The 25,879-nt window shown below is 68.0% G+C and carries 22 protein-coding genes; 17 read left to right on the top strand and 5 right to left on the bottom strand.

Going from position 1 to position 25,879, the window contains the following annotated elements:
• Positions 1-34 precede the first annotated feature (34 nt).
• On the bottom strand, positions 35-1,651 hold the full coding sequence (locus tag Q0P60_RS12735; protein ID WP_294993772.1) for an EAL domain-containing protein: 1,617 nt from the start codon (positions 1,649-1,651) through the stop codon (positions 35-37).
• 228 nt (positions 1,652-1,879) lie between these two features.
• Here Q0P60_RS12735 and cycA point away from each other — a divergent pair, with 228 nt between their 5' ends.
• Positions 1,880-3,253, top strand: coding sequence for a D-serine/D-alanine/glycine transporter (gene cycA, locus Q0P60_RS12730; RefSeq protein WP_294993769.1), 1,374 nt, complete (start codon positions 1,880-1,882; stop codon positions 3,251-3,253).
• A gap of 220 nt (positions 3,254-3,473) precedes the next feature.
• The gene (locus Q0P60_RS12725; RefSeq protein ID WP_294993765.1) at positions 3,474-4,250 is read left to right on the top strand and encodes a lytic transglycosylase domain-containing protein; all 777 of its coding nucleotides are present in this window, start codon (positions 3,474-3,476) and stop codon (positions 4,248-4,250) included.
• A gap of 120 nt (positions 4,251-4,370) precedes the next feature.
• On the opposite strand, the gene Q0P60_RS12720 is transcribed toward Q0P60_RS12725, so the two are convergent.
• Positions 4,371-5,891 (bottom strand): tetratricopeptide repeat protein, encoded by a 1,521-nt coding sequence (locus Q0P60_RS12720; RefSeq protein WP_294993762.1) that lies wholly within the window; start codon positions 5,889-5,891, stop codon positions 4,371-4,373.
• Between the two features lie 167 nt (positions 5,892-6,058).
• On the opposite strand from Q0P60_RS12720, the gene Q0P60_RS12715 reads away from it, so the two are divergent.
• Positions 6,059-8,140: an NHL repeat-containing protein gene (locus tag Q0P60_RS12715; protein WP_294993759.1), complete on the top strand. Its 2,082-nt coding sequence runs from the start codon at positions 6,059-6,061 to the stop codon at positions 8,138-8,140.
• On the opposite strand, the gene Q0P60_RS12710 is transcribed toward Q0P60_RS12715, so the two are convergent.
• Entirely contained in the window at positions 8,118-8,525 is a 408-nt protein-coding gene (locus Q0P60_RS12710; protein ID WP_294994019.1) for a YciI family protein, read from the bottom strand. The genes Q0P60_RS12715 and Q0P60_RS12710 overlap by 23 nt on opposite strands.
• Before the next feature lie 435 nt (positions 8,526-8,960).
• Between Q0P60_RS12710 and Q0P60_RS12705 the strand changes: the two genes are divergently transcribed.
• The 11 genes from Q0P60_RS12705 (at position 8,961) to Q0P60_RS12655 (ending at position 20,582) form a co-directional block, all read left to right on the top strand.
• Positions 8,961-9,374 carry a YciI family protein gene (locus Q0P60_RS12705; RefSeq protein ID WP_294993756.1) on the top strand — a complete coding sequence of 138 codons (414 nt, stop codon included), beginning with the start codon at positions 8,961-8,963 and terminating at the stop codon, positions 9,372-9,374.
• Positions 9,375-9,440: 66 nt separating this feature from the next.
• Complete coding sequence (locus Q0P60_RS12700; RefSeq protein WP_294993753.1) at positions 9,441-9,863, top strand: VOC family protein; 423 nt, start codon at positions 9,441-9,443, stop codon at positions 9,861-9,863.
• Positions 9,864-9,897: 34 nt separating this feature from the next.
• Positions 9,898-10,308, top strand: coding sequence for a VOC family protein (locus tag Q0P60_RS12695; protein WP_294993750.1), 411 nt, complete (start codon positions 9,898-9,900; stop codon positions 10,306-10,308).
• A gap of 58 nt (positions 10,309-10,366) precedes the next feature.
• Positions 10,367-11,629, top strand: coding sequence for a sigma-70 family RNA polymerase sigma factor (locus Q0P60_RS12690; RefSeq protein WP_294993749.1), 1,263 nt, complete (start codon positions 10,367-10,369; stop codon positions 11,627-11,629).
• A gap of 107 nt (positions 11,630-11,736) precedes the next feature.
• Positions 11,737-12,933: a hypothetical protein gene (locus Q0P60_RS12685; RefSeq protein WP_294993746.1), complete on the top strand. Its 1,197-nt coding sequence runs from the start codon at positions 11,737-11,739 to the stop codon at positions 12,931-12,933.
• Positions 12,924-14,024: a hypothetical protein gene (locus Q0P60_RS12680; protein ID WP_294993742.1), complete on the top strand. Its 1,101-nt coding sequence runs from the start codon at positions 12,924-12,926 to the stop codon at positions 14,022-14,024. The genes Q0P60_RS12685 and Q0P60_RS12680 overlap by 10 nt, the downstream gene beginning before the upstream one ends.
• Positions 14,025-14,121: 97 nt before the next feature.
• Positions 14,122-14,811, top strand: coding sequence for a hypothetical protein (locus tag Q0P60_RS12675; RefSeq protein ID WP_294993739.1), 690 nt, complete (start codon positions 14,122-14,124; stop codon positions 14,809-14,811).
• A gap of 16 nt (positions 14,812-14,827) precedes the next feature.
• Complete coding sequence (locus Q0P60_RS12670; protein ID WP_294993736.1) at positions 14,828-16,480, top strand: CsgG/HfaB family protein; 1,653 nt, start codon at positions 14,828-14,830, stop codon at positions 16,478-16,480.
• A 189-nt stretch (positions 16,481-16,669) separates the two neighbouring features.
• On the top strand, positions 16,670-18,319 hold the full coding sequence (locus Q0P60_RS12665) for a M28 family metallopeptidase (protein ID WP_294993733.1): 1,650 nt from the start codon (positions 16,670-16,672) through the stop codon (positions 18,317-18,319).
• Positions 18,320-18,562: 243 nt separating this feature from the next.
• Complete coding sequence (locus tag Q0P60_RS12660) at positions 18,563-19,822, top strand: histidine kinase (RefSeq protein WP_294993730.1); 1,260 nt, start codon at positions 18,563-18,565, stop codon at positions 19,820-19,822.
• Positions 19,812-20,582 carry a LytTR family DNA-binding domain-containing protein gene (locus tag Q0P60_RS12655; protein WP_294993727.1) on the top strand — a complete coding sequence of 257 codons (771 nt, stop codon included), beginning with the start codon at positions 19,812-19,814 and terminating at the stop codon, positions 20,580-20,582. The genes Q0P60_RS12660 and Q0P60_RS12655 overlap by 11 nt, the downstream gene beginning before the upstream one ends.
• A gap of 79 nt (positions 20,583-20,661) precedes the next feature.
• Here the strand turns inward: Q0P60_RS12655 and Q0P60_RS12650 are convergent, their stop codons facing one another.
• A complete protein-coding gene (locus Q0P60_RS12650) occupies positions 20,662-21,276 on the bottom strand; it encodes a hypothetical protein (protein ID WP_294993724.1) in 615 nt (204 codons plus the stop codon).
• Positions 21,277-21,585: 309 nt separating this feature from the next.
• Between Q0P60_RS12650 and Q0P60_RS12645 the strand changes: the two genes are divergently transcribed.
• Positions 21,586-22,515, top strand: a complete 930-nt coding sequence (locus Q0P60_RS12645; RefSeq protein WP_294993721.1) for an oxygenase MpaB family protein — start codon at positions 21,586-21,588, stop codon at positions 22,513-22,515.
• Between the two features lie 160 nt (positions 22,516-22,675).
• On the opposite strand, the gene Q0P60_RS12640 is transcribed toward Q0P60_RS12645, so the two are convergent.
• Positions 22,676-23,263, bottom strand: coding sequence for a TetR family transcriptional regulator (locus Q0P60_RS12640; RefSeq protein ID WP_294993718.1), 588 nt, complete (start codon positions 23,261-23,263; stop codon positions 22,676-22,678).
• A gap of 133 nt (positions 23,264-23,396) precedes the next feature.
• Here Q0P60_RS12640 and Q0P60_RS12635 point away from each other — a divergent pair, with 133 nt between their 5' ends.
• Positions 23,397-24,611 (top strand): MFS transporter, encoded by a 1,215-nt coding sequence (locus tag Q0P60_RS12635; protein WP_294993715.1) that lies wholly within the window; start codon positions 23,397-23,399, stop codon positions 24,609-24,611.
• Positions 24,608-25,780, top strand: a complete 1,173-nt coding sequence (locus Q0P60_RS12630; RefSeq protein WP_294993711.1) for an MFS transporter — start codon at positions 24,608-24,610, stop codon at positions 25,778-25,780. Before Q0P60_RS12635 ends, Q0P60_RS12630 begins: the two co-directional genes overlap by 4 nt.
• The last annotated feature ends 99 nt before the right edge of the window (positions 25,781-25,879 follow it).

Genomic DNA, 25,879 nt, shown 5'->3' with positions numbered 1-25,879 from the left:
GGCCGAGCATGGCGCGGCCGAAGCGCTTTCGGCGCTATTGCTCTGACTCGCGCTCGATCGGCACGCTGCGCGGGTTCTGCATGTGCTCCCGCGCGGCGCCGTAGCGCTGCTGCCGTTTCTGGTGGAAGGCCACGAATTCGTCGCGTGGCAGTGGCCGCGAGAACAGCCAGCCCTGTCCGAATTCAACATGCCGGCTGTGCAGGTAGGCCAGCTGCGCCTCGGTCTCCACGCCTTCGGCCACCACCCACAGGCCCAGCTCCTTGGCCATGTCGATGATGTGCGGGGTGACCGGGCTGGTCGCGCTCTCGGTGCCGATCGCATCAATGAACGACTTGTCGATCTTCAACGCATCCAGCGGCAGCTGTTCCAGATACTGCAGGCTGGAGAAGCCGACGCCGAAATCGTCGATGGCCACGCTGTGGCCGGCCCGGCGGGCCTGCGCCAGCATGGTGCGGGCGCGATCCAGGTCGAGGAAGCCGCGCTCGGTGGCTTCCATCCAGATCTGCTGCGGCAGGATGCCGCTGCCTTCCATGTGCTTGGAGATCATCTGCAGGGCGCGGCCGCTACTGATGTCTTCGGCGGCGAGGTTGATCGCGATGTGTGCGCTGCGGTCGCCAACCAGCAGTTCACGCATGTCGCGCACCACGTTCTCGATCACCAGGTCGGTGACCGCGCCGATCATGCCGGCCTCTTCGGCCAACGGAATGAACAGGTCCGGCCGCACCTGGCTGCCGTCCGGGCGCTGCCAGCGCACCAGGGCTTCGGCACCGACGCAGATGCCGGTATCCAGCTCGATGATCGGCTGGTAGTGCAGGTACAGCTCGCGCCGGCGGATCGCGGTGGCCAGCTCACCGCGCAGTGACAGGCGGCGCCGTGACAGCCAGATCACCAGGCCGGCACCGGCGGCGGCCAGCAGCACGCCCAGCGGCACGAACAACCAGGCCTGCTGGCGGAAGGTCACAGCCAGCGCGGCCCGTGGCGTGGTCGCGATCGCCAGCCATTCCTCGTTGCGGGCGGTGGCATACAGCGTGCTCTGGTCCAGCCCTTCGCCCGGATTGCGCAGCAGCGTCTCCAGCAGCGCGGGGTCCATGCCGTCCTGCTTGGCCAGCAGGCGCCCGTCCGGGCTGGCCAGGGCCAGCCGCACATGCGGGTCGACGATGACATCGACGAAGCGGCGTGGATCGACCAGCACGTCGTAGTTGCCGTACAGGATCGACAGGACCGGGTGACGGCCGCTCGCTTCGGGGCGCACGTCCACCGCGATGCCAGCACCGTCGCTGGTCACATGGTCGGCCCGGGGCTGGTTCACATCCGAGCGGAACGGCCCCCAGGATGTGCAGCGCAGCTTGCCGCCTTCGAAGTAGCCCATCTGGTCTGCCGAAGGGGTGGTCATCACCAGCGTCTGCATGCGCCGGATGTGCTCCTCGCTGCAGGGCAGGGCGGTGCTGGCCTCGGCCGATTTCAGCGCGGCCAGCGCCTCGTGGTAGGACAGGTCGGAGCGGCGCAGGGTGCGCAGGGCGATGTCGTGCAGCCGCTGCTGCTCGACGCTGACCGCCCGGTCCCAGGTCGCATAGGCCATCACCGCGATCGGGACGGCCGCCGCCAGGAGTGCCAGGGCGGTGCCACCAATGATGACGCGCAGGCGGCTCATGGCCGGGCCTCCAGCGGGACGTTCAGGGCAGGGCGCATGGTCAGGCCGGTCCTTGGGCAGAGGCCGTTATCTGAGCATGGCGCCGGGCTGAGCGGAATGGGATCAGGCGCGAAATTCATCACATTGTGGGTACGGCGACCAACTTTGACGGGATACGACCTTCCGGTGCTGGCGCTCCGGCCCGGGGAGGACTACCGTCGGATGCTTCGCCCGCCCCTTTCCGCGCCCATGACCGAGCCCGCAACGCCTCCCGAGCACCTGCGCCGCAGCCTGTCCAACCGCCACCTGCAACTGATCGCCATCGGCGGTGCCATCGGTACCGGCCTGTTCATGGGCTCGGGCAAGACCATCAGCCTGGCCGGCCCGTCCATCATCTTCGTCTACCTGATCATCGGCGCGATGCTGTTCTTCGTGATGCGTGCGATGGGCGAGCTGCTGCTGTCCAACCTGCAGTACAAATCCTTCATCGATTTTTCCACCGACCTGCTGGGCCCCTGGGCCGGCTTCTTCTGTGGATGGACGTACTGGTTCTGCTGGATCGTCACCGCCATCGCCGATGTGATCGCGATCGCCGCCTACGCGCAGTTCTGGTTCCCTGGATTGGATGCGTGGATACCGGCGCTGGCCTGCGTGCTGTTGTTGCTGGCGCTGAACCTGGTGACGGTGAAGCTGTTCGGCGAGATGGAATTCTGGTTCGCGCTGATCAAGATCGTGGCGATCTGTGCGTTGATCATCACCGGTGCCGGTCTGGTGGCGTGGGGCTTCACTTCGCCGAGCGGGCACACCGCGTCGCTGTCGAACCTGTGGAATGACGGTGGCATGTTCCCGATGGGCCTGGTCGGCTTCTTCGCCGGCTTCCAGATCGCGGTGTTCGCCTTCGTCGGCATCGAGCTGGTCGGCACCACCGCCGCTGAAACCGCTGACCCGGAGCGCAACCTGCCGAAGGCGATCAACTCGATTCCGGTGCGCATCATCATCTTCTACGTGCTGGCGCTGATCGCGATCATGGCGGTCACGCCGTGGCGCCAGGTGGTTCCGGACAAGAGCCCGTTCGTGCAGCTGTTCGTGCTGGCCGGCATTCCTGCCGCTGCCAGCCTGATCAATTTCGTGGTGCTGACCTCGGCCACCTCCTCGGCCAACAGCGGCATCTTCTCCACCAGCCGCATGCTGTACGGCCTGGCCGAGGAAGGCCACGCACCGCGCGGCCTGTCGCGCCTGTCGCGTGCGGCGGTGCCGGCCCGTGGCCTGCTGTTCTCCTGCCTGTGCCTGCTGGGCGGCACCCTGCTGATCTACCTGATCCCGAACCTGGTGACCGCCTTCACCCTGGTGACGACGCTGGCGACGGTGCTGTTCATCTTCGTCTGGTCGCTGATCCTGGTGGCCTACATGGTCTACCGCCGTCGTTACCCGGAGCGCCACGCTGCCTCGATCTTCAAGATGCCCGGCGGCGTGGCCATGTGCTGGGCCTGCCTGCTGTTCTTCGCGGCCGTGCTGGTGCTGTTGAGCCTGCAGGGCGACACCCGCCAGGCCCTGGTCGCCAGCCCGGTGTGGTTCGTGCTGCTGGGCGTGGGGTACTGGGTGCGGCGGAGGGCTGCGAAGTAACCCAGCGTTTCCGTTCCATCGATTGATCCACTGTCTCCGGGCGTTTCATCCACGCATGGCGTGGATCTACTGCCCGCTGCCGGGAACTGTCGAAGGCGGGGTGGGTCCGGTTGTGGGGGCGTGAGCCGCATGGATGCGGCGACCGAGCAGGTGCAGGGCGCAGCCCTGCCGACCCCCATTCACCCGGCATTAGCAGCCGTCGCCGGATGATCCGCCCGCCATGTCCCGACGCCCCGCCCTGCTCGCGCTGTTGCTGCTGTCCAGCCTGTGGCCCGGGCTGGCTGCTGCGCGCACGGTCTACCGCTGCGTGCAGGGCAATACCGTCAGTCTGGCTACCGCGCCGGAGCCGGGGTCGCGTTGCAGTGCCCGGGAGATCGACGACAACGCCATCCAGACCCCGAATCTGTGGGGCAACATGGGCGTGTTCAGCGGCGTGCTGTATGAGCGCGAGCAGGATGGCGCACTGGTCTATTCCACCCGCAACCTGCCCGGCTCGCGGGTGTTCCTGAAGTTCACCGTGGCCACGCCGCCGGGAGAACCTGCGCATGAAGGCCTGGGCAAGGTCGGCAAGCCGCAGCTCGCGCAGCATGCCCGGCAGTTCAAGGCCGCCGCCAAGGCCACCGGCGTGGATGACGCCTGGTTGCGTGCGATCGCCCACGCGGAAAGCAACTTCGATGCGCTGGCGGTCTCGACCAAGGGCGCGCAGGGCGTGATGCAGCTGATGCCGGATACCGCGCAGGAATACGGCGTGAGCGATCCGTTCTCCGCGCAGCAGTCGATCGAGGGCGGCGCCCGCTACATGCGCGCGCTGCTGCGCCGCTACAACGGCGACCGGCCGCTGGCAGCGGCAGCCTACAACGCCGGCATCGGCGCGGTGACCCGCTACAAGGGCGTACCGCCCTATGCCGAAACCCTCGCCTATGTGGACAAGGTGATGGCGTTGTACGCGCGCTACCGCGAAGCGATGGGCATCCGTACCGAGGTGCCGGCGCGCTAGACCGACGCTGCCGGACGCGCGGCCGCAGGTCCTGGTGCGGGGCCGTGCGCATGCGCGTTCGCGCTGCAGGCAGCCGGGCATGCGCTCGGCTCTACAGGGCGCGAAGCGGTGTGCGCCTGCTCAGCGCGAGGTCGAGCTGCCGAACAGTTCATAGCGCTCGATGCGGCCGAAGCGGGCGATCTCGGCCTGCACATCGGCGCGCTGCTTGAGCGCACGCCAGGCGGCATCGATCTTCACGTCGCCCGGCAGCGACGGATAGGTCCGCATGTCCTGCAGGCTGGCCAGCGCGTCGGCGCGATCGAGGGGTGAGCGCAGCTGTTCGATCAGCACCGCAGCGGCGCCATCCAGGTTGCCTTCGTCCAGCAGCATCTCGCGATGGAACAGGCGGGCGTCGTCGCGCTCGGCCAGGATGGCCTGGCGCGCGACGTCCATCGCCTTGCTGTCGCCCCGCTCGCGGGCGGCGGCGAACTGCACCAGCGCCTGTGCGGCCTTGCCGTAGCCCGCCAGGCCCTGGATGCCATTCACCGCCTGCGCGGCATCCTGCATGCGACCCAGTGAACTGAACACGAAGCCGAGATTCAGCTGGTGCTCGATGCCATCCGGACCGAGCGCACCGATGCGGGCGGCCTGCTGTGCGGCTGTCAGCGCATCGTCGGTGCGGCCGAGCCGGCGCAATGCGGTGATCCGGCTGTTGAGCAGCCATGCGACCCACTCGGCTTCCTGCGCCGAAGGAGATTCGCCCTCTGCGGCCGCACGCGCCATGCCATCGGTCAACGCCAGCACTTCCTCGTTGCGGTCGAGCATCAACAGCGTGCTGCTGAACTGCGCCATGCGTGCATCCAGCTTGCGATCCAGCAGGCCGGATACCCGCAGTTCGTCCAGCAGCTTCTGCGCCGCCTGGACCGGGTCGAAGCGGGCGGCGGTACGGTCGACATAGGGATCGAAGCGCTTGTCGCTGCGCAGCCGGATGATCTCGGCCGGACTGTCGATGCGGGCCAGCGTGGCCGCCACGTCGCCGCCGCGACCGTTGTCGACCTGCAGCGTGGCCAGTACCAGCCACATCGCCGTCGGTTCCAGGCCTGCGCTCTTCCAGCCGTTGTCGAACAGTGCCTGCAGCAGTTCCATGCGGCGCTGCGGCTGGTCGCGCAGGCGATACTGCAGGTAGCCGATGGTCTGGTGTTCGAGCGGCAGCGGTGCCGATGCATGCTTCAGCGCCTGCACCAGAAGCCGGGTCGCCGGTGCGGGTTGGTTCTCGGACAGTTCCAGCGACACCAGGGTCAGCAGAATCTGCGCATCTTCCGGCAACGCCTCCTGCGCGCGCTGCAGGTAGCGACGCGCCAGCTCCGGCTTCTTCTGCACCAGTGCGGTCCAGCCGGCCACCTGGGCGGCGCGGCCGCGATGCTCGGCATCGAAGTCATCCAGCAGCGGATCTTCCATCAGCCGCTCCATGCTGATCAGCGCCCCCAGCGTGTTGCCGCTGCGGGACTGCTCGATCGCTTCGTCCCATCGCGTGGCATAGGCCGTGTGCACCGCATCGGCGGTGACCGACGGTTTCTGTGGTGCCACGGTGATCGAAGCGGAGGCGGGGGTGCTGGCCAGTGCGGCAACCAGCAGGGCGGCGAGGGGAAGAATGCGGGGCATGGAGGATCTCCATCCGTGGGAACCGCATTGAACCCGCTGCAGCCAGCGAGAACAAGCGCGACGCATGGAACGGTGGCATCCGGCAGTACGATTGGCCGTGGCGGATCACCGCTGCAGCGTCTATTGTCGGTGCTTCTTCAGGCAGCAGGCAGGGGCAGTACAGCGCGATGGCACGGTGGCAATGGATGGCGGCAGGGGTGGCAGTGGCAACCGCAGCGGCGTTGGCCGCGACATGGTGGGAAGCGCCGCTGCCGATGCGGGCTGAACCGGCGGGTCCGGTTCCGACACCGTTGGCCTGGACCGCGCAGATCGAGCCGCTGGCCGGCGATGGCCATCCCGGTGATCGCGATGGCACCTCCGCGCAGGCCCGTTTCGCCGATCCGTACGCGGTGCTGCGCGGCGCCGATGGCAGCCTCTACTTCACCGATGCGGGTGACAACAACCGTATCCGCCGCCGCCTGCCTGATGGCCGCATTGAAACAGTGGCCGGGCAAGGCGAGGGGCGCGTGGATGGTCCGGCGCTGCAGGCCAGCTTCAACACGCCGTCGGGCATTGCCGCCGATGCGCAGGGCAACCTGTATGTGGCCGACACTGGCAACCATGCGATCCGCCGCATCGGCACCGATGGCCAGGTCAGCACGCTGGCCGGTGGCGAACAGGGCTATGCAGACGGTCCGGCCGCGCAGGCGCGGTTCGATGCACCGATGGGCATCGCAGTGGACGCGCAGGGCCAGGTCTTCGTGGCTGATACCTTCAATGATCGGATCCGGGTAATCGGCGCCGATGGCAGCGTGCGCACCCTGGCCGGCAGCGAGCGCCCGGGCCTGGCCGATGGCGTGGGCACCGCGGCGCGCTTCGATACGCCTGTGGCACTGGCCTTTGATGCACAGGGCGCGCTGCTGGTCGCCGATCTGTTCAACAACGCCGTGCGCCGCGTCACTGCCGATGGCACGGTCAGCACCGTGATCGCTACCGGTGGTGTGATCAACGGGCCGCTTTCACTGGCGACCACGCACGATGGCGTGCTGTACGTCGGTGATCTGGATGGCCGCATCGTGCAGGTGACCACGCAGGGGCACCAGATCGCGTTGATCGGCAACGGGCGCCTGCCGCGGCTGGCTCGCCCCAGCGGCCTGACGGTGGACGCCGACGGCAGCCTGCTGGTGGCTGACGCCGCCAGCTACCGCCTGCACCGGCTGCGCCCGCTGCCGGTCGGTGAGCTGCCGGCGCCGGCGCTGGTGGGGCCGGCCGCCGACGCCACGCTGCCGCAGACCGATGGCCGCTGGCCGCTGGCGCCGCAGGAGGGCTGGCATGAAGTGGTCGGCACGTTGGGCGAGGTGCGTGGCAACTTCAGTGGCGAAAGCCGCCACCACCTGCACGGTGGCTTCGACGTGCGCGGTGACGTCGGCCAGACCGTGCTGGCGATTGCCGATGGCAAGGTCAGCAGCCCGGTGGCGGCCTGGAGCCTGGGTGAGCAGGCTGAAGGCCTGGCCGTGGACCGCCTCAAGTACATCCACATGCGGGTCGGCCGCACGCCGCGCGATGCGCCCTTCGATGCGCGCTGGCAGGCGCTGTACGACGAGCAGGGCAAGCTGGAACGGATGCGCGTGCGCCGTGGCATGCGCATCCATGCCGGCGAGCGCCTGGGCAGCATCAACAACCAGGCACACGTGCACCTGGCGGTCGGCACCGGCGGCTTCGAGACCAACGCGGTCGCGCTCGGATTCCGCAACTACGCGGACCATTTCGCGCCGCGCATCACCGATGTCGCGCTGCTGGATGACAGCGACCAGCCGATGGCCGCGGGCAGCGATGGCGTGGTGATGGTGGCGCGCCAGGGCCGTGGCGTGCAGATCGTGGTCGAGGCCTGGGACCAGGTCGACAACAACCTGCCACGCCGCCGCCTCGGCATGTACCAGGTGGGGTACCAGATCCTGGATGCCGCTGGGCAAGCGCTGCAGGGGTACGAGCAGCCGCGCTGGAACATCGTGTTCAACCGCATGCCGCCGCAGAAGGAGGCGGTGCGGGTGGCCTATGCACCGGACAGTGGCATCACCGTGCATGGCAGTGCGGTGACCCGCTTCCGCTACCTGGCCACCAACACCGTGCGCGACGGGCTGATGGACATCGGGCGCTGGCAGCCGGCGGCGCTGCCGCCCGGCGAATACATCGTGCGCGCCAGCGTGCGCGACTACAGCGGCAACGAAGGCATCGGCCCGCGCGAGATCAGGGTTCGGCTGCTGCCATAGCGGCAGCCGGGGCGCCGCAGCGTTCGCGTTCGGCGTCCATGTCCTCCAGCGGCCGCACCTCGATGCTGCCGAAGCGTGCCCACGGGAACTGGCGGGCGATGCGCATGGCCTCGTCGCGGTCAGCGGCGACGATCAGGTTGAAGCCGGCCAGCAGTTCGCGGGTTTCGGCGAACGGCCCATCCAGTACCCGGCTGTGGCCGTCGCGCACGCGCAGGGTCTGCGCGGTGTCCACCGGCTGCAGCTTCTGCGCAACCAGCAGGGTGCCTTCGGCCTGCAGCTTGTCGGCGTGCGCCAGGCAGTCGCGCATCAGCGCGTTGAATTCCTCGGTGGGCAGTGCCTGCAGCAGGGCAGGCTCGATATAGATCAGAAGCAGGTACTGCTGCATGGCGGGGTCCTGGCGGGGGCGGGTGCCCATGATGGCGCAGGTTTGCGCGCGCGCATGCTGCAACGCGGGAGGTGCGCCTGCGGCGGGGGGCGGCGAACGGCGGCGCCCCTCCGTGGTGGAGCTACAGCGTGATTCCTGGGCTTGGCCGGGTGGGTAGGCGGGTCGGGGGTGTCCGCGGCATGGAGGGCGCAGCCAAGCCCCCAAGGATGGGTTCACGGCGTCCCCGCCAATCCCACGCGCCCGGCCCACCCCCAGGAAGCCAGCTTTCAGCGACCCACCCCACCCCACCACGGAGGGGCGCCGCCGTTCGCCGCCGCCAGCCGAAGGCGCGCTTTCCACGTAGGAAAAAAATTTCGAGGACGTGTCGATTCCCAGCCCCCTGGTTCGTTGTACCCAATGAAGGGCACGCACCACGCGTCCCCACGGGAGACCGCAATGAAAGTGATGGTGATCGTGAAGGCCAACGCCGACTCCGAAGCCGGGCGCCTGCCCAGCCAGCAGGAGCTGGCCGAAATGGGCGCCTTCAACGAACAGCTGGTGGCAGCCGGCATCATGCTGGCCGGTGAAGGCCTGCACGCCACCCAGCGCGGCCGCCGCATCCACTTCGGCAATGCGGCGCCGCGGGTCGAGGCCGGTCCGTTCGGCCCCCCCCATGATCAGATCGCCGGTTTCTGGCTGTGGGAGGTGCGCTCGCTGGAGGAGGCCGTTGAATGGGCGAGCCGCGCGCCGTTCGGCAGTGGCGGCACGCTGGAACTGCGCCCGCTGATCTCCGCTGAAGACTTCGGTGAAGCCTTCACCCCCGAATTACAGCAGCAGGAACAGCGTCTGCGTGCACAGCTGGAAGAGTGAGCTGCCTATCCCCGCGCCGGGCCCGGCCCGGTGCTTCCACCCTGCATCACCCAACGGAGCACTGCCATGAGACTGATTCCCTTCCTCGGCTTCAGCGGCCAGGCCCACGACGCGATGGCGTTCTACGCCAAAGCGCTCGGTGGCCAGGTCACCTCGGAGATGAAGTACCGCGACATGCCACCTTCCGATGGTTCGCCGGGCTGCAATGAGATGCCGCCGGAAACGCTGGATCATGTCGCGCACAGCCAGCTGGAGATCGGCACTGCCATCCTGATGGCGGCCGACGGCCCCGGCGGCGGCGAGGGTGGCTCGACCACCATCAACGTCGATGTCGACAGCATCGAGGAGGCCGAACGCGTGTTCGCCGCGCTGGCCGAAGGCGGCCAGGTGCAGATGCCGATTGCCGAAACGTTCTGGGCGCACCGCTGGGGCATGCTGATCGACCGCTACGGCAAGCCGTGGATGGTCAACTGCATGAAGCAGCCCTGATCCGCTTTCCTTCCATCCACAAGGAGTTCCACCGATGAGTGCACCGCAACCGCAGATGATCTTCGTCAACCTGCCCGTGCAGGACCTGGACCGGTCGAAGGCGTTCTTCGCCGCGCTGGGCTACAGCTTCAATCCGACCTTCACCAACGACGATGCTGCCTGCATGGTCATCAGCGAGAGCATCTACGTGATGCTGCTGACCCAGCCATTCTTCAAGCAGTTCACCAACAAGGCGATCGCCGATGCGCAGCATCAGACCGAGGTGATCACCTGCCTGTCGGCGGACAGCCGCAAGGCGGTGGACGTGATGGTGGACAAGGCGCTGGCCGCCGGTGCCAGCGAGCCGCAGCCGGCGCGCGACTACGGCTTCATGTACCAGCGCGGCTTCCAGGACCTGGACGGCCATCTGTGGGAGATCGCACACATGGACGGCGAGCCGGGCTGACGGTCGATGGCCACCAGTGGCGCTTGTGCGGGCCGGGCCTGCGTGCTGTGATCGGCGCATGCACGAGCCCGCCCTGACGCAGCGACTTGAAACCCTCTGGCGGATGGAATCGCCGGTGTTGATCGCGCGCCTGGCGCGGCTGCTCGGTGGCGATGTCGGCCGTGCCGAGGAGCTGGCCCAGGACACCTGGCTGGACGCGCTGGAGCGTTGGCCGGAGCAGGGCGTGCCGGACAATCCCGGAGCCTGGCTGATGACCACTGCGCGCAACCGTGCCATCGATGTGCTGCGCCAGCACCAGCGGGTGGCGCAGCAGCACGCGCAATGGGGCGAGGAGCTGCATCCGGCCCCATTGCCGGCGCCGGATGACAGCCAGGCGCTGGAAGATGACCTCGGCGATGACCTGCTGCGGTTGATGTTCGTGGCCTGCCATCCGGTGCTCCCGGCCGATGCACGGGTGGCACTGACCCTGCGCCTGCTCGGAGGCCTGACCACCACCGAGATCGCGCGCGCGTTCCTGCAGCCGGAGCCGACCATCGCCCAGCGCATCGTGCGCGCCAAGCGCACCCTTGCGCAGAAGCAGGTGCCCTATGAGGTGCCGCGCGCGGAGGCGATGCCAGAGCGCTTGGGCTCGGTTCTGGAAGCGATCTACCTGGTATTCAACGAGGGCTACGCGGCCAGCGCCGGTGACGACTGGATGCGTCCGGCGCTGTGCGAGGAAGCGTTGCGGCTGGCGCGGATCCTGGCGCACCGGCTGCCGGTGGCACCGGTGTTGGGCCTGCTGGCGCTGATGGAGCTGCAGGCGTCGCGCGCGGCGGCGCGGACCGATGCACAGGGCGCGCCGGTGTTGCTGGACCAGCAGAACCGTGCGCGCTGGGACTGGTTGCAGATCGACCGCGGGCAGCAGGTGCTGGCGCGTGCGCTGGCGGCCGGTGGCGGCCATGATCCCTATGTACTGCAGGCGCGCATCGCGGCCTGCCATGCGGCGGCACGCCGCGCTGATGCCACTGACTGGCCGCGCATTGCTTCGTTGTATACCCAGCTGCTGCAGGTGCAGCCTTCGCCGGTGGTCGCCCTGAACCGGGTGGTGGCGATCCTGCGCAGCGAGGGTGCGTTCGCCGCGTGGGCGCAGTTGCAGCCGTTGCTGGATGATCCACGCCTGCGCGAGTACGCGCCGCTGCAGGTGGTGCGTGGCGAGGTACTACAGTCGCTGGGCCGCGACCTCGACGCACGTCACGCTTTTGCAGAAGCCGCCAGACTCAGCCAGAACCAGGCGGAGCGCGGTCTGCTGCGGCAGCGGGCCGGCCTGCCGCCCGTGGAGTGACTGCGACCAACGCCGCACTTGTCGGCGGGCGCGAGAGCCGCTATGTTTCGCGCCCAGCGGACGCATGAGTGTCCGCGTTCCGTGCGTATTGACCGAGGAGCGGTTGGATGTATTCAAGGACGAAGAGCGCATCGCGCGCTTTTGCGCGCCTGCTTGCCTGTGCCCTGTGCCTGGCCGCGTGGCCGATCGCCGCGCAGGCTGCGGACAAATCGCAGCAGGCCTACTGGGCCGGATTTGCCTATACCGCTGATGCCGCAGCCGTGCAGGCGACCACGCCGCATGCGCACGCCGTGCTGCAGAAACGCGGACTGATCCCGCTCAACCAGACCCTGGCGCAGGCGCTCAAGCGGCGCCCGCCGGCCAACCTGCAGCTGATCGACCAGCCAGTGGCCATGCTCGACGGCACCACCAGTGCCACCGTGCTGGCTGCGGCGCTGGACCGCGAGCTGGTGTCGGTCGAACCGATCGGCAACCAGTACAAGGTGCTGGTGGAAGTGGCACTGCAGGCGCTGTTCTTCGATTTCCGCGAACGCCAGGTGATCGCCTCCTACCCGCTGACCCTGCAGCGCATCGATGTGCAGGACTATCGACCGGACAACGACGATATCGACGCGATCGTCGCCGATCTGCTGTACGGCAACGCGGCGACGAGCCTGTCGCAGGTGCTGGCCGGCAGCCTCACCCAGGCACGCCTGCCGGATGCGGCGGTGCGCCGCCTGCAGGTGGGCGGCGTGACCCTGTCCGATGCCGCGCGCGGCAAGCTGCCGGACCCGAAGTGGGAAGCACCGCTGCGCGCGACCCTGGCCCATGAGCTGTCGAAGACGCTGTCGTCCAACACCGGTGTCGGCCTGCTGCCGCCGGCGTCGGGTCAGGCGATCGGTGGTGCGATGGCGGCCCGCTTTGCCGACGGCAAGGTCTACCAGCTGAAGATCCCCGAGCCGGACTACGTCATCAGCGTGCAGGTCGATGCGCTGAAGAACGGCGTCATCGAGGAAACCGCGGCGATGAAGACGATGCTGTTCGGCGCGTTCTTCACCGCCAAGGTGACCGAGCCGTTCTCCGGCAAGGTCTATTTCGAACAACCGCTGCGCAAGGGCGCCACCAAGGTGGTGCCGGTCACGCAGTGGCAGGTCGACCAGTGGTCGGCCAGCTACGAAACCCTGCTGGCCGGCTTCGATGCCTTCGCCGGCGCCGCCGCCAAGCGTGCCGATTCGCGCGCGTGGCTGGACGAGCAGAAGCCGGGCGGCCGCCCGTTGCAGCAGCAGACCCAAGCCCTCCAGGAGTTGATCAAGTCATGTCGTTGATGCGTACCATCCTGCTGTTCCTCATCGCGCTGGCGGTGGCCTCGCCGGCCGTCGCGCAGACCGCCAGCTCACGCGGCACCGGTTCGGCCAGCTATGGCCTGCGCCTGAGCGCCGATACCCGTGCCCAGGCCCTGAACAAGGCCAAGGTCAATGCACTGGAGGCGTACATCGCCGAGACCGGTGCGGCCAAGCTGCGCCTGTTCGAAGCCCGTCGCGCCGAGTTCATCGGCGAGATCGACCGCTACGTGCTCAGTGCCGTGCAGCTGTCGGACACCGAAGACAAGAAGGCCAAGACCTACAGCGTCACCGTTCGTGCAGAGATCAACACCACCCTGCTGCAGACCAAGCTGGACGCGGGTTCGGCCGTAGCTGGTGCCACCGCCGCGCAGCGTTCGCTGCTGACCTTCCTGTTCATGGCGCGCTCGCAGGACACCGTGCAGTCGTTCCAGGACAAGGAATACCGCCGCACCGATGTCAGCTCCAGCTACAACGAGAACACCCGCGAAGGCGACAGCTTCCGCGGCAACTCGGTCAGCACCAACGGCAGCATCAACCAGAATGCGTCGATGTCGGTGACCAGCGGCGGCAGCACCACCCAGCGCAGCGACAACATCAGCTGGAAGGTGGCCAATGCGGCCGAGGTCAACACCGCGATGACCGGCGCCTTCAGCGCCGCCGGCTATGAAGTGGTTGAAGCCGAGTACGTGGAAGGCGAGTCGCGTGGCCTGCTGAGCATCGAGCGCATCCGCAAGGATTTCAGCACCGGCAACGACCTGGCTCCGGCCACCCTGCGTGATACCGCCAATGGCATCCGTGCGGCGAACATCCCGTACATCGCCGTCGGCACCCTCGACGTCGGCATGCGCGACCGCGATCCGGCCAGCGGCAACACCCGCGTGTTCGTCACCGTCACCGGCAAGGTGCTGGACGTGACCGGGCGCTTCCCGCGCACCGTATCGTCGGTGGGTCCGGTGCAGTTCTCCGGCACCGGCCCGAATGAAACCGTGGCCCGCACCAATGCCCTGCAGCTGGCGGCCGAGAAGGCCGCGCAGCAGATGATCAATGAGTTGAACGTCAAGGCTGTGCGCTGATCTTCCACCCGATGGGTGCCGAGCCTGCTCGGCATCCGCTTGAGCCACCCGATTTCCCACGCGCCGCATCGCGGCCGTCTCTCCCAAAGGACCTCCCATGATCCGCAATACCGCTCTTGTCGTGGCCATCGCCGCCGCCACCCTGTCGATGCCAGCCCACGCTGGCCTGGGCAAGCTGAAGGACCTGGCCGGTGCCGCCACCGGTACCTCCAGCAGCAGCGCCTCCAGCGCTGCCGCTCCGGACGAAGCCGCGCAGGAAGCGCTGGTGCGTCGTTTCGTTGCCTCGCAGTCGCATTCGCTGCAGGCCCAGACCTCGTTCGCCCGTGCCTTCGGCCTGGCTGAGCAGGTGCAGCTGCTGGAAGCCGAGCGCCAGGCGCTGTCGTCCGGTTCGGTCAGCGTTGATGCCATGAAGAAGTCGGTGTCGGTCAGCGAAGCCGCCCAGGCCGCGATCAACGAACGCCAGGCCGCGCAGCCGGAACTGAGCGCTGAATCCAAGCAGCACTACGCCGAAGGCCTGGTCTCGCTGCTGTCCTCGGCTGCCGAAGCGCAGAAGCTGGGTGGCGAAGCCGGCAACTTCACCGCCGGCATGAAGAACCTGGGTGCGACCCAGCTGGCGACCGTGGGCCGCAAGCTGGCCGCCGGTGCATGGGTGGCCAAGGAATCGCCGGGCTTCATCAAGGGCCTGTACGGCTCCTCCAAGCAGGCGCTGACCTTCGCCAAGCAGAGCAAGGTGAAGGTGCCGTCGAACGCCGATTCGATGCTGGGCCAGCTGGACAAGATGGGCTGATCCGAGGCGAATCTCCATGCGTACGACAACCCGTTTGATCGGCCTGGGCCTGGCCGCCGCGCTGCTCGCAGCCTGCGGCAAGCAGGACACCCCGGCCGCCGCGCCCGCACCCGCCAAGGACAAGGCAACCAGTGCACTGGCCAGCAATGCGCCAGTGGAAGCAGCGCCGCTGCGTGGCACGCCGGATTTCGGTGGCACCACCCAGGTCGCGCGTGAAGCCGACGGCATCGGCAGCACCCCGGAACTGGCGGTGCTGGCCGCGCTGCAGTCGGCCGTGGCGCAGGTCAACGGCGTACGCGTAGCCAGCCAGATGCAGGGCCTGCGCGCAGGCCTGCATGTGGATGTGGATGGCGAACACGTCGGCGATATCCGCGCCGACGCGTTCACCCAGCAGATGATCGCCGGCTCGCAGGGCGCAGTGCTGGGCTATGAAATCCTGTCGCAGGACGAGGTGCGGCAGCTCGATGAGGAAACCATCGCGCGCGTCCGCGCCAGTGATGAAGGCTGGAGCTTCAAGGGCTCGGCGTCGGCCACCGGTTCCGGCGAAGCCTCGGCCAAGAGCGGTTCAGCCTCCGCCAGCGTCAAGCAAAGCTACGACGAGAAGGTCAACGTCGATGCCAAGCGTGGCGCCAGCTCGTTTGATTCCGACGTCACCCATCGCAGCATGCGCAGTTACTGGAAGGTGCGCGTGCGTGCGCAGATCGCCCAGTACCGGGCACCGGATGAGCAGGGCAAGCCGAAGATCGTGGTCGCGCTGCCGCGTACCAAGGCCGGCAGCTATGCCGTCGGTGATGGCCGGGTGGACGCCGATGAGGTGGCCGATGCGATCCGTGCGCGCCTGTCCGACACGCTGACCCAGACCCAGCGCTTCATCGTGCTGGACCGCGAGTTCGGCGACGAGCTGCAGGCCGAGATCGACCACATCAACAGCGGCAACGTGCGCCTGCAGGACACCGCGCGCGTGGGCCAGCAGCTGGCGACCGACCTGATCCTGATCCCGACCATCGAGCGCTTCGAGTACCCGCGCAGCGTGCGCAACCTGCGCATGTCCGATCGCCAGGTGACCTCGTACTCCGGTGGCGGCCGCATTACCCTGCGCCTGATCAACGCCACCACCGGCCAGGTGGTGATGTCCGACAGTTTCGACCACCAGCTGGCCTCGACCGGCCCCAGCACCCTGCCGCGCGTGGTCAATGGTCGCAACATGGCCGCGGCGATGATGGAATCGCTGTCCGGCCAGATCGGTACCACCATTGTCACCACGCTGTTCCCGGTGTCGGTGGTCTCGGTGGACGGCGACCAGGTGGTGCTGAGCCAGGGCGGTGACACTGTGCAGGCCGGCCAGCGCTGGCAGGCCGTGCGCCTGGGTGAGGAACTGAAGGACCCGCAGACCGGCCGTTCGCTGGGCCGCAGCGAACACCCGTGCTGCACCATCCGCATCGACCGCGTGGCCGCACAGACCTCGTACGGCACCATCGAAGACGGCGTCGACGCGATGCGGGGCGGCTTCCGTCCGGGCCAGATCGAGCTGCGCCAGAAGCTCGGCAGCAAGCCGGCTGCCGCCGCTGCGGGCGCAACGGCCTCGGCCGCGCCGGCCGCCACCGCGCGCCCGGCGGCCAAGCCGAAGCCCAAGCCCGCCGCTGCCCCGGCCGAAGACCCGAACTGGTAACACGGCCAGGCAACACACCGATGGGGTCAGAGCCCTTTCCCGCAAGGAAAGGGTTCTGACCCCGTCTACTTCCAGCAGACCCGCTTCTGCTGCTTCGGTCATTGCCGTTATTTCGGGGAGTGCAGGGCGCAGCCCGGCCGAACCTCTTACCGCTTACACTCCGGAAGGATTTCCCTGCTGGAGAGAGCAATGAAACGAGTAGTACTGGGCGTGCTGGCCCTGTCGGTGTCGAGCGCACTGATGGCGGCCACCCCGAAATTCGACGGCGCGCGGATCTCCGCCGACGTCAAGGAACTGGCCTCCGACGCCTACGAAGGCCGTTCGCCGGCCACCGCTGGCGAAGCGAAGACCATCGCCTACCTGAGCAAGCAGTTCGCCGATGCCGGGCTGCAACCGGGTGGCGACCTCAAGGACGGCAAGCGCCTGTGGACCCAGGCCGTGCCGCTGCGCAAGGGCGACATCGTCGGCGCACCGCAGCTGGCGCTGCACCAGGGTGGCAAGACCGTTCCGCTGGAACAGGGCAAGCAGATCGCCGTGCGTGCCGCCATGAACGGCGCCAGCAACGTTGATATCAGCAAGGCGCCGCTGGTGTTCCTCGGCTACGGAGTGAAGGCACCGGAGCGCAACTGGGACGACTTCAAGGGCGTTGACCTGAAGGGCAAGATCGCCGTCGTGCTGATCAACGATCCGGACTTCGAGACCGGCCAGGGGGATTTCGACGGCAAGGGCATGACCTATTACGGCCGTTGGACCTACAAGTACGAGGAAGGCGCACGCCAGGGGGCGCTGGGCGTGCTGATCGTGCACGAGACCGCGCCGGCATCGTATGGCTGGGCCACCGTGGCGGGCTCCAACACCAACACCATGTTCGACGTGGTGCGCGACAACCCGGCCGAGAGCCATCCGCTGCTGGAAGGCTGGATCCAGCGCGACCTGGCGGTGGAGCTGTTCCGTTCGGCCGGGCAGGACTTCGAAGCGCTGAAGAAGAAGGCGCAGCAGCGTGACTTCACGCCGGTGCCGTTGACCGGTGCCAGCCTGGACGCGAAGTATGCGGTGAAGACCGAAGTGATCACCTCGCACAACGTGGCCGCGCGCCTGGAAGGCAGCAACCATCCCGACGAGACGATCATCTACAGCGCGCACTGGGACCACATCGGTGTGGGCGAGCCGGATGCACGTGGCGATCGCATCTTCAACGGCGCGCTGGACAATGCCAGCGGCACCGCCTCGTTGATCGAACTGGCCCGTGGCTTCGCCAAGGCCAAGCGCCCGCAGCGCTCGGTGCTGTTCCTGGCGGTCACCGCCGAGGAGAAGGGCCTGCTGGGTTCGGAGTACTACGCCACCCATCCGCTGTATCCGCTGGAAAAGACCGTGGCGGTGATCAACATGGACGGCATGGCGCCGTTCGGTCCGTCGCGCGACTTCGGCATCTACGGCGCCGCGCGCTTCGAGCTGCTGGACCAGCTGAAGGACGTGGCCAAGGGCTGGGACATCCGCTACACCCCGGACCCGAAGCCGGAAGCCGGCCTGTTCTTCCGCTCCGACCATTTCCCGTTCGCCAAGCGTGGCGTACCGGCGCTGTCGTGGTCGGCTGGGCAGGACTGGGTGGACGGCGGTGTTGCTGCCGGCAAGAAGGCCTCCGAGGACTACACCGCCAAGCGCTACCACCAGCAGGGCGACGAATGGCAGCCGGACTGGGTGTTCGCCGGTGCCGCCCGCGATCTGGAGGTGCTGTACACGTTGGGCAACCAGCTGGCCAACTCGCGCAGCTGGCCGAACTGGAGCAAGGACGAGTCGTTCCGCGCCGTGCGTGACAGCAGCGCGGACCAGCGCAAGTAAGGCGCATGGAGCCCGCCGTAAACGCCCCCTGAGTCAGGGGGCAGTGGCGGTGTGGAGGCGGGTGAGAGGGGCCCACGGCTTGCGCAGGCGAGCCGTGGGAGCGCCAGCGCGAATGCGCAGGCGGCTTGCCCGGCACGACCAGAGGGCCTTCCATCCCCACTTTCACCGCCTTCGTCGCAGCCCGCTTGTTTGCCCGCCGCGCCGCCCTATGCTCGGCTCACCCCCTTCCTCCAAGGCGCCGCCGTGTTCGCCAGCCTCTCTCTCCTGATTCGCCACCTGCTGGCCTGGGCCGCAGCGCTGGTTGTCGCTGGCATGGTCTGGAGCGGCATCTTCAGTGGCATGAACGATGGTCCAGGCTGGATCTTCGGCCTGCTGGCGATGTTCCTGATGATCTCCGCGCTGGGCAGCGCGGTTACCCATGTACGCCGGGTCTGGCTGGTGGCGGGCCGGCTGGACGCGACCACGCTGTCCGGCCGCCAGCGCCGCCAGGTGGAACTGCCGATGGATGCCGGCCACGCCTTCTCGGTGGTGGAAGCGGCGATCGCCGAACTGCCGCGTGTCGAAGACGTGGAAAGCTCGGCCGGCAGCCTGCAGGTGCGAGCCTACGTGCGCCGCGTGGACCCCTGGAACGGGCGCCAGCCGTCGCGCTGGAACCTGCCGGCGCGGCTGGCGATCAAGCGCAACAGCGTGCTGGCCACGGTCACGCCGGGGCAGGGCACCAGCACCGTCACCCTGCTGTTCGAGCCGGACGCCGGCTGGTGGGCCGACCTGCTGGCGCTGGACGAGGGCAGCAACTACGAGAACGCCGAAGCGGTCACCCGCGCGATCAGCCGCCGTGTCGCCGATCAGCGCCGCGACGAGCAGGCCGCAGCCGAGCAGACCCAGGTGGAAAAGGAACTGTCGGTGGCGCGCTTGAACCTGCTGCATGCGCAGGTGGAGCCGCACTTCCTCTACAACACGCTGGCCAACGCACAGGTGCTGACCCGTACCGACCCGGCCCGCGCCGAGCAGATGCTCGGCCACCTGATCCAGTACCTGCGCAGCTCGCTGCCGCAGGTGGATGAGTCGGTGTCGACGCTGGGCGTGGAACTGGAGCGCACCCGCGCCTACCTGGAGATCCTGCGCATCCGCATGGGTGCGCGGTTGGCGGTGGAAGTGCAGGTGCCGAACGAACTGCACGGCGTGCACCTGCCGGCGATGGCACTGCAGACACTGGTCGAGAATGCGATCAAGCACGGTCTGGAACCGAAGCCGGGCGGCGGCACGATCTGGATCCTGGCACGCGGTTTCGATGACCACGTGACCGTGACCGTGGCCGACGATGGCCTCGGCTTCGGCCACGGCACCAGCGGTACCGGCATCGGCCTGAAGAACCTGCGCGAACGCCTGCGCCTGACCTGCGGTGAGCAGGCCGGCGTGGCGATCGTCGCCAATTTTCCCAGCGGCGTGGCCGCAACCATGACCCTGCCGCAGTCGCACAAGGAGCGCAGCCATGCCGCTTGAAGCCCTGATCGCCGAAGACGAAGAACTGCTGCGGCAGTCACTGGTGGAGCAGCTGGGCCGGTTGTGGCCGGAACTAAAGCTGGTCGCCGAGTGCGAGGATGGTGCCAGTGCCCTCGAGCAGCTGGCCGAGAAGCAGCCGGACATCGCCTTCCTCGATATCCGCATGCCTGGCATCAGTGGCATCGAGGTCGCGCGTTCGTTGTCCGAGCTGAGCCCGCGTACGCAGGTGGTGTTCGTTACCGCCTATGACCAGTACGCCATCGATGCGTTCGAGCAGGGGGCGATGGACTACCTGCTGAAGCCGGTCAGCGATGAACGCCTGCTGGCGACCCGCGAACGCATCCTGTCGCGGCTGCCATCGACGCGGCAGGACGATGCCGTGCTGGAACGCCTGCTGCAGCGGCTGGGGCCCTCCCAGGCGGCGGCCGATCGGCCGCCTCTGGCCTGGATCACCGCCAGCAACGGCCGCGAGACACAGCTGATCATGCTGGAAGACGTCGCCTACTTCCGCGCCGACAACAAGTACACCACCGTGGTCACCGCCGCCGGCGAAAGCCTGTTGCGCACCCCGTTGCGCGAACTGCTGGAGGTGCTCGATCCACAGCACTTCCGCCAGATCCATCGCTCGACCATCGTCAACATGAAGGCGGTATCGGCGGTGAGCCGCGACGATACCGGGCGCGGCGTGCTGCGCCTGCGCCAGCGCACGGAAACACTGGTGGTCAGCCAGCCGTTCATGAGTTTGTTCCGCGGCATGTGAGCTGCGCGCAATCCGCAAAGAACAATGCCACCGTGATCGCGCACGGTGGCATTGTGGGTCCCCCCGCTTCCCTGAAGGGTCAGTAGGCAGGCTGCAGCGTCAGGTCGTGGTGATGCTCGTTCTCGCCGACATGGTTGAGCCGGCCCACCAGTTCCGAGTGCTGCTTCATGCGCCCGATCTCGGTCATGATGCGGATGTCCTCGTGGCGCAGTTCGCGCTTGGCGGTGACCGCCTGCTTGTAGTCCAGCACTTCCGGGTAGTGCTCGGCCAGGTCCAGCGCCTCGGCCACGTGCTCGACACTGTCAGCCTTGGAGCTGATGCGGGCGCGACTGTTGAACGCCTTCATCCAGCGCTCGAAACCGGCGGTACGGTCGAACATGTTGGCCATGAACCAGATCACGAACAGGATCGAGATCCACGAGCCGAACACCACGACCACGCGGGTGAAGGTGATGTGGTAATCGTCGCGCCACAGGTAGTTGGTGATCAGGCCGAGAATCAGCAGCGAGGCCGCCTGCCAGCCGACGATCGAGGCGATCAGCCATTGGCACTTGGCCTGGGCCAGCACAGCCACTTCATCGCGGATCTGCTGCTCGCTGAGGCCGCGCCAGTGCGCAACCTGTTTTTCGAACGGGCTGCTGTAGAGCTCGTTGTCGCGAAGCAGTAGTCCCAAACCCTTGAACAAAGCAATCATGGCTGGCTCCTTGTGGAACGTGCGTCGATCAGCATTGGACGGTGTGGCGGGTTCAGTTCTAGCACTTCCAGCGAGCCGTGCAATGGGCGCAATGCCTAGCGGCGTAAGGGTTTTGTCTGAATGGGTGAATCTTTGTGCGGCGCAGCATCGTAGTCGCAGCCTGCGACAGGATGTCGCAGGGTGAAACGTGCTGCGGCCGCACATGAAACCGCGGCTGAGCGCGGAGACTCGCCGTCGGCGCCGTGATCGCCCAGAATCGGGGCCGACCGCGCAACACGCGGCCGTTCTTCCGCCTTTCCTGGACCTGTGATGCCGGCCTTGCTTCAGCGACTGTCCCGCCCTGTCACCGCGCCGATCCGGCGCTGGGTGCTGGAGGCTTTCCCACGCGGCCAAAGCGGCATCGATTATGACCACCCGCTGGGCGATCCGGGCTGGTTCGGCGCGGACAGCGTCACCTGGCGCCTGCATGCCGAATTCCCCTCGATGCTGGCCGGCGGGCTGTGTGCGCTGATGCTGCAGACCCTGCACCCGCGCGCGCTGGCCGGCGTCTATGACCACTCCAATTTCCGCCAGGACCTGGTGGGGCGCCTGCGCCGTACCACCGCCTTCGTTGCCGGTACCAGCTATGCGCCGGCGGGCGAGGTCGAGGCGCTGGTGGCCAAGGTGCGTCGCATCCACGCCCAGGTCCGCGGCGAGACCGCGCAGGGTGAGGCCTATGCCGCCGATGATCCGCAGTTGCTGACCTGGGTGCACGTGACCGAGGCCTTCGGTTTCCTGCAGGGGTTCCGCCGCTACGGGCGCGCGGTGCCGCACCACATCGCCGATCGCTACTACGACGAATACCGTTGCGTGGCCGAGGCGCTGGGTGCGGTGGACGTACCGCGCAGCGAAGCGGAAGTGGCGGCGTACTTCTGTGCACGGCAGCCGGAGCTGCGCGTGGACGAACGTTCGCGCGAGGTGCTGCAGGTGTTGTCGGGCGTGCGCCTGCCGGTGCCGGTACCGGGCCTGTCACGCGAAGTGTTCCTGGGCGCCGGCGCGGCGTTGCTGCCGGACTGGGCGGAAGGGATGCTGGAACGCAGTGGCCGCCAGCGCGCGCAGGCCGCGGCCTCGGCGAAGGTGATGCAGGGCATGGCGCCGCTGTTCCGCCGTGCGCTGCCGGACGGACTGGCCAGCCGGGCCTGTGCACGCATGGGCGTGCCGGTGGCGGTGCTGCGCGAGTGGCCTGCGGTTGCCTGGTAGGTGCCAACCGTGATTGGCACGCGTTGCGCGATGAAGCTTCATCCACGCGTGGCGTGGACCTGCTGAGGGGACGATCTTGGTTCATCCACGCGCGGCGTGGATCTACTGGGTGGAGGCCGATCTTGGGTGGCAGTAGATCCACGCCATGCGTGGAGGCGTTTCACCGTGCCGGCTTCAATCCCCGCAACAACATCTCCAGTGCCGCCGTCGCCTGCTGCAGGCGTGCGTCGCCGTCCTCAGCGTCGGCAATCCAGAACGCGGCTTCGGCCAGGCTGCCGTAGATCAGCGATGCCAATGCCTGCGCGTCCACCGGCGCCACCACGCCCTGTGCGATCAACCGTTCGATCAGCCGCTGCATCGATTGCACGCAATGCCGCTGTGATTCCGGTGAGGCGCCGCCCAGTACCGCCCGTGCATCGCGCAGCACGATGCGCTGGATCTCCGGTTCCAGCGCCATCTGCAGGTAGGCGCGGCAGCGCTGCACGAAGCCGTCCCAGCCATCGTCGGCCGCATCACTGATCGCCTGCAGGCGCTGGTCGGTCTCGGCATCGATCTGGGCGACCACGGCGGCCAGCAGGCCCCGCTTGTCACCGAAGTGGTGGTACAGCGCACCGCGGGTCAGCCCGGCCTGGGCGGTCAGGTCGTCCATCGAGGTGACGGCATAGCCGTGCTCGCTGAATACGCGGCGGGCGGTGGCCAGCAGGCTGGCGCGGGTTTCTTCCATCTCGGCGCGGGTGCGGCGGACCATCCGGAGCTCCTTACATACGAAGTGCATGATTATTTACATACGAAGCGTATGAATGTAGCCTCTTATTCATACGCTCTGTATGTATTGTCGTGGCGCCGTGGGCGCCAGGCAAGTCGCCGCCCTGGAGATCCTGATGGCCACCCCCTACCGCGACCTGTTCGCTGCCCCCGGCACCGCCGGCCTCGCCCTGGCCGGGCTGCTGGCACGCCTGCCCCTGCCAATGACCGGCATCGGCATCATCACCCTGCTGTCGCAGCTGCGCGGCAGCTACGCGCTGGCCGGTGCGGTGTCGGCCACGTTCGTGCTGACCTACGCACTGCTGTCGCCGCAGGTGTCACGCTGGGTCGATCGCCATGGGCAGGGCAGGGTGCTGCCGTGGGCCACCGCCGCCAGTGCCTGCGGCCTGCTGTTGCTGCTGGTCTGCACCGTGCTGCCGGCTCCGGACTGGACGCTGTTCGCTGCGGCGATGCTGGCCGGCGGCATGCCCAGCGTGTCGGCGATGGTGCGGGCACGCTGGACCGCGATCCATCGCGGGCGTCCACAGCTGCAGACCGCGTACTCGCTGGAGACCGTGTTCGACGAGGTCACCTTCATCGCAGGGCCGCCGCTGTCGGTCGGCTTGTCGGTGGCGGTGTGGCCGCAGGCCGGCGTGCTGGCGGCCGCCCTGCTGCTGGTGGCAGGCATGGCCGCCCTGCTGTTGCAGCGTCGCACCGAGCCGCCGCTGCACGCCCGCGAAGGTGCCGCGCCCTCGCATTCCCTGTTGCGGCAACCGGAGGTGCTGCTGCTGGCCGTGCTGATGCTGGCGATGGGGGTGATCGTCGGTACGGTCGACATCACCAGCGTGGCGTTTGCCGAACAGCGCGGGCAGCCACTGGCGGCCAGTGGGGTACTGTCGGCCTACGCACTGGGCAGCTGTGTTGCCGGATTGCTGTTCGGTGCGTTGAAGCTGCAGTGGCCGATGCCGCGCCTGCTGCTGCTGGGGGCAGCGGCCACGGCGCTGACCCCGCTGCCGCTGTTGTGGGTCGGCAGCCTGCCGGCACTGGCCCTGGCGGTGCTGGTGGCCGGGCTGTTCTTCGCGCCGACCATGATCCTGGCGATGTCGCTGGTCGAGCAGCGCGTGCCCGGATCACGCCTGACCGAGGGCATGACCTGGCTGCTGGCCGGGTTGAACATCGGCGTGGCACTGGGCGCGGCGCTGTCCGGGCACCGCGTCGATGCGGCGGGGGTGCGCGCCGGCTTCGTCATCGCATTGGCGGCCGGCGTCGCCGTGCTGCTGGTCGCCCTGCTCGCGCAACGCGCGCTTCGCCCTTCTGTTTCCCTTTCCCCTGTTGAAGGAGTCCATCGGTGAGTACGGTTTCACCTGCATCCGCTGCGCGCGCCGCCCGCCACCCATGGTGGGCGGTTTCCGCCATCGGCCTTGCCACGTTCTCGGTGGTCACCACCGAAATGCTGCCGGTCGGCCTGCTGACGCCGATTGCCGAGGACCTTGGCGCGTCCACCGGCACGGCCGGCCTGATGATCTCGTTGCCCGCGCTGCTCGCCGCGCTGTTCGCGCCGCTGGTGGTGATCGCTGCCGGTGGCATCGATCGGCGCCGCATCCTGTGCGCACTGCTGTGCCTGCTGCTGCTGGCCAACCTGGCCTCGGCGCTGGCACCCGGCATCGGCGCGCTGCTCGCCGCGCGCGTGCTGGTGGGGTTCTGCATGGGCGGGATCTGGGCCATTGCCGGCGGCCTGGCCGCGCGCCTGGTGCCGGTGCATCGCATCGGGCTGGCGACCTCGATCATCTTCGGTGGCGTGGCGGCCGCCTCGGTGCTGGGCGTGCCGCTGGGTGCACTGCTCGGCGAGGCGCTGGGCTGGCGCTGGGCGTTCGCTGCGATGGCGCTGTTCAGCGCGGCCGTGATGCTGCTGCATCTGGGAGTGGTGCCCGCATTGCCGGTTACCGGCTCGGTGCGGCCGGCGCAGTTCGTGCGGCAGCTCGGCGACCGCGGTCTGCAGCGTGGCCTGTGGCTGACCCTGCTGCTGGTCGCCGCGCACTTCATCGCCTTCACCTACGTGCGGCCGTTGCTGACGTCGGTATCGGGCGTGGCCCCGGCGTGGATCGGCGCGCTGCTGTTCGCCTATGGCCTGGCCGGCATCGCCGGCAACTTCATTGCCGGGCCGCTGGCTGCGCGCCATCCACGCGGGATGCTGCTGGCGATCGGCACCGGCCTGCTGCTGACGCCGCTGTTGTTGCTGTGGCTGGGCAGCACGCCGGCAGGCGGCATTGCCGTACTGCTGCTGTGGGGCCTGGCCTATGGCGGTGTGTCGGTCGGCCTGATGACCTGGATGATGAAGGCGGTGCCGCATGCCGTGGAGATCGCCACCGCGCTGTATGTCGGCGTGTTCAACATCGGCATCGCGCTGGGCGCCTGGGGCGGTGGCCGCCTGCTTGACGGTGTGGGCATGCAGGCCAATCTGTGGGCGGCAGCGGTGTTGGCTGCGGGCGCTCTGCTGGTGGTTGCCACCACCCGCAGGTAGATCCATGCCATGTGTGGATTCCCACCCCCGTGCCGACAGGGTTGGCACCCACCAGAGTGAGGCGTGTGCCGACCAGGGGCGGTCGCTGGCGGGAAATGA

Source organism: uncultured Stenotrophomonas sp., assembly GCF_945952405.1.
Taxonomy (GTDB): domain Bacteria; phylum Pseudomonadota; class Gammaproteobacteria; order Xanthomonadales; family Xanthomonadaceae; genus Stenotrophomonas.
The sequence above is the reverse complement of the archived record's forward strand: the minus strand, read 5'-3'. Positions and strand labels throughout refer to the sequence as shown.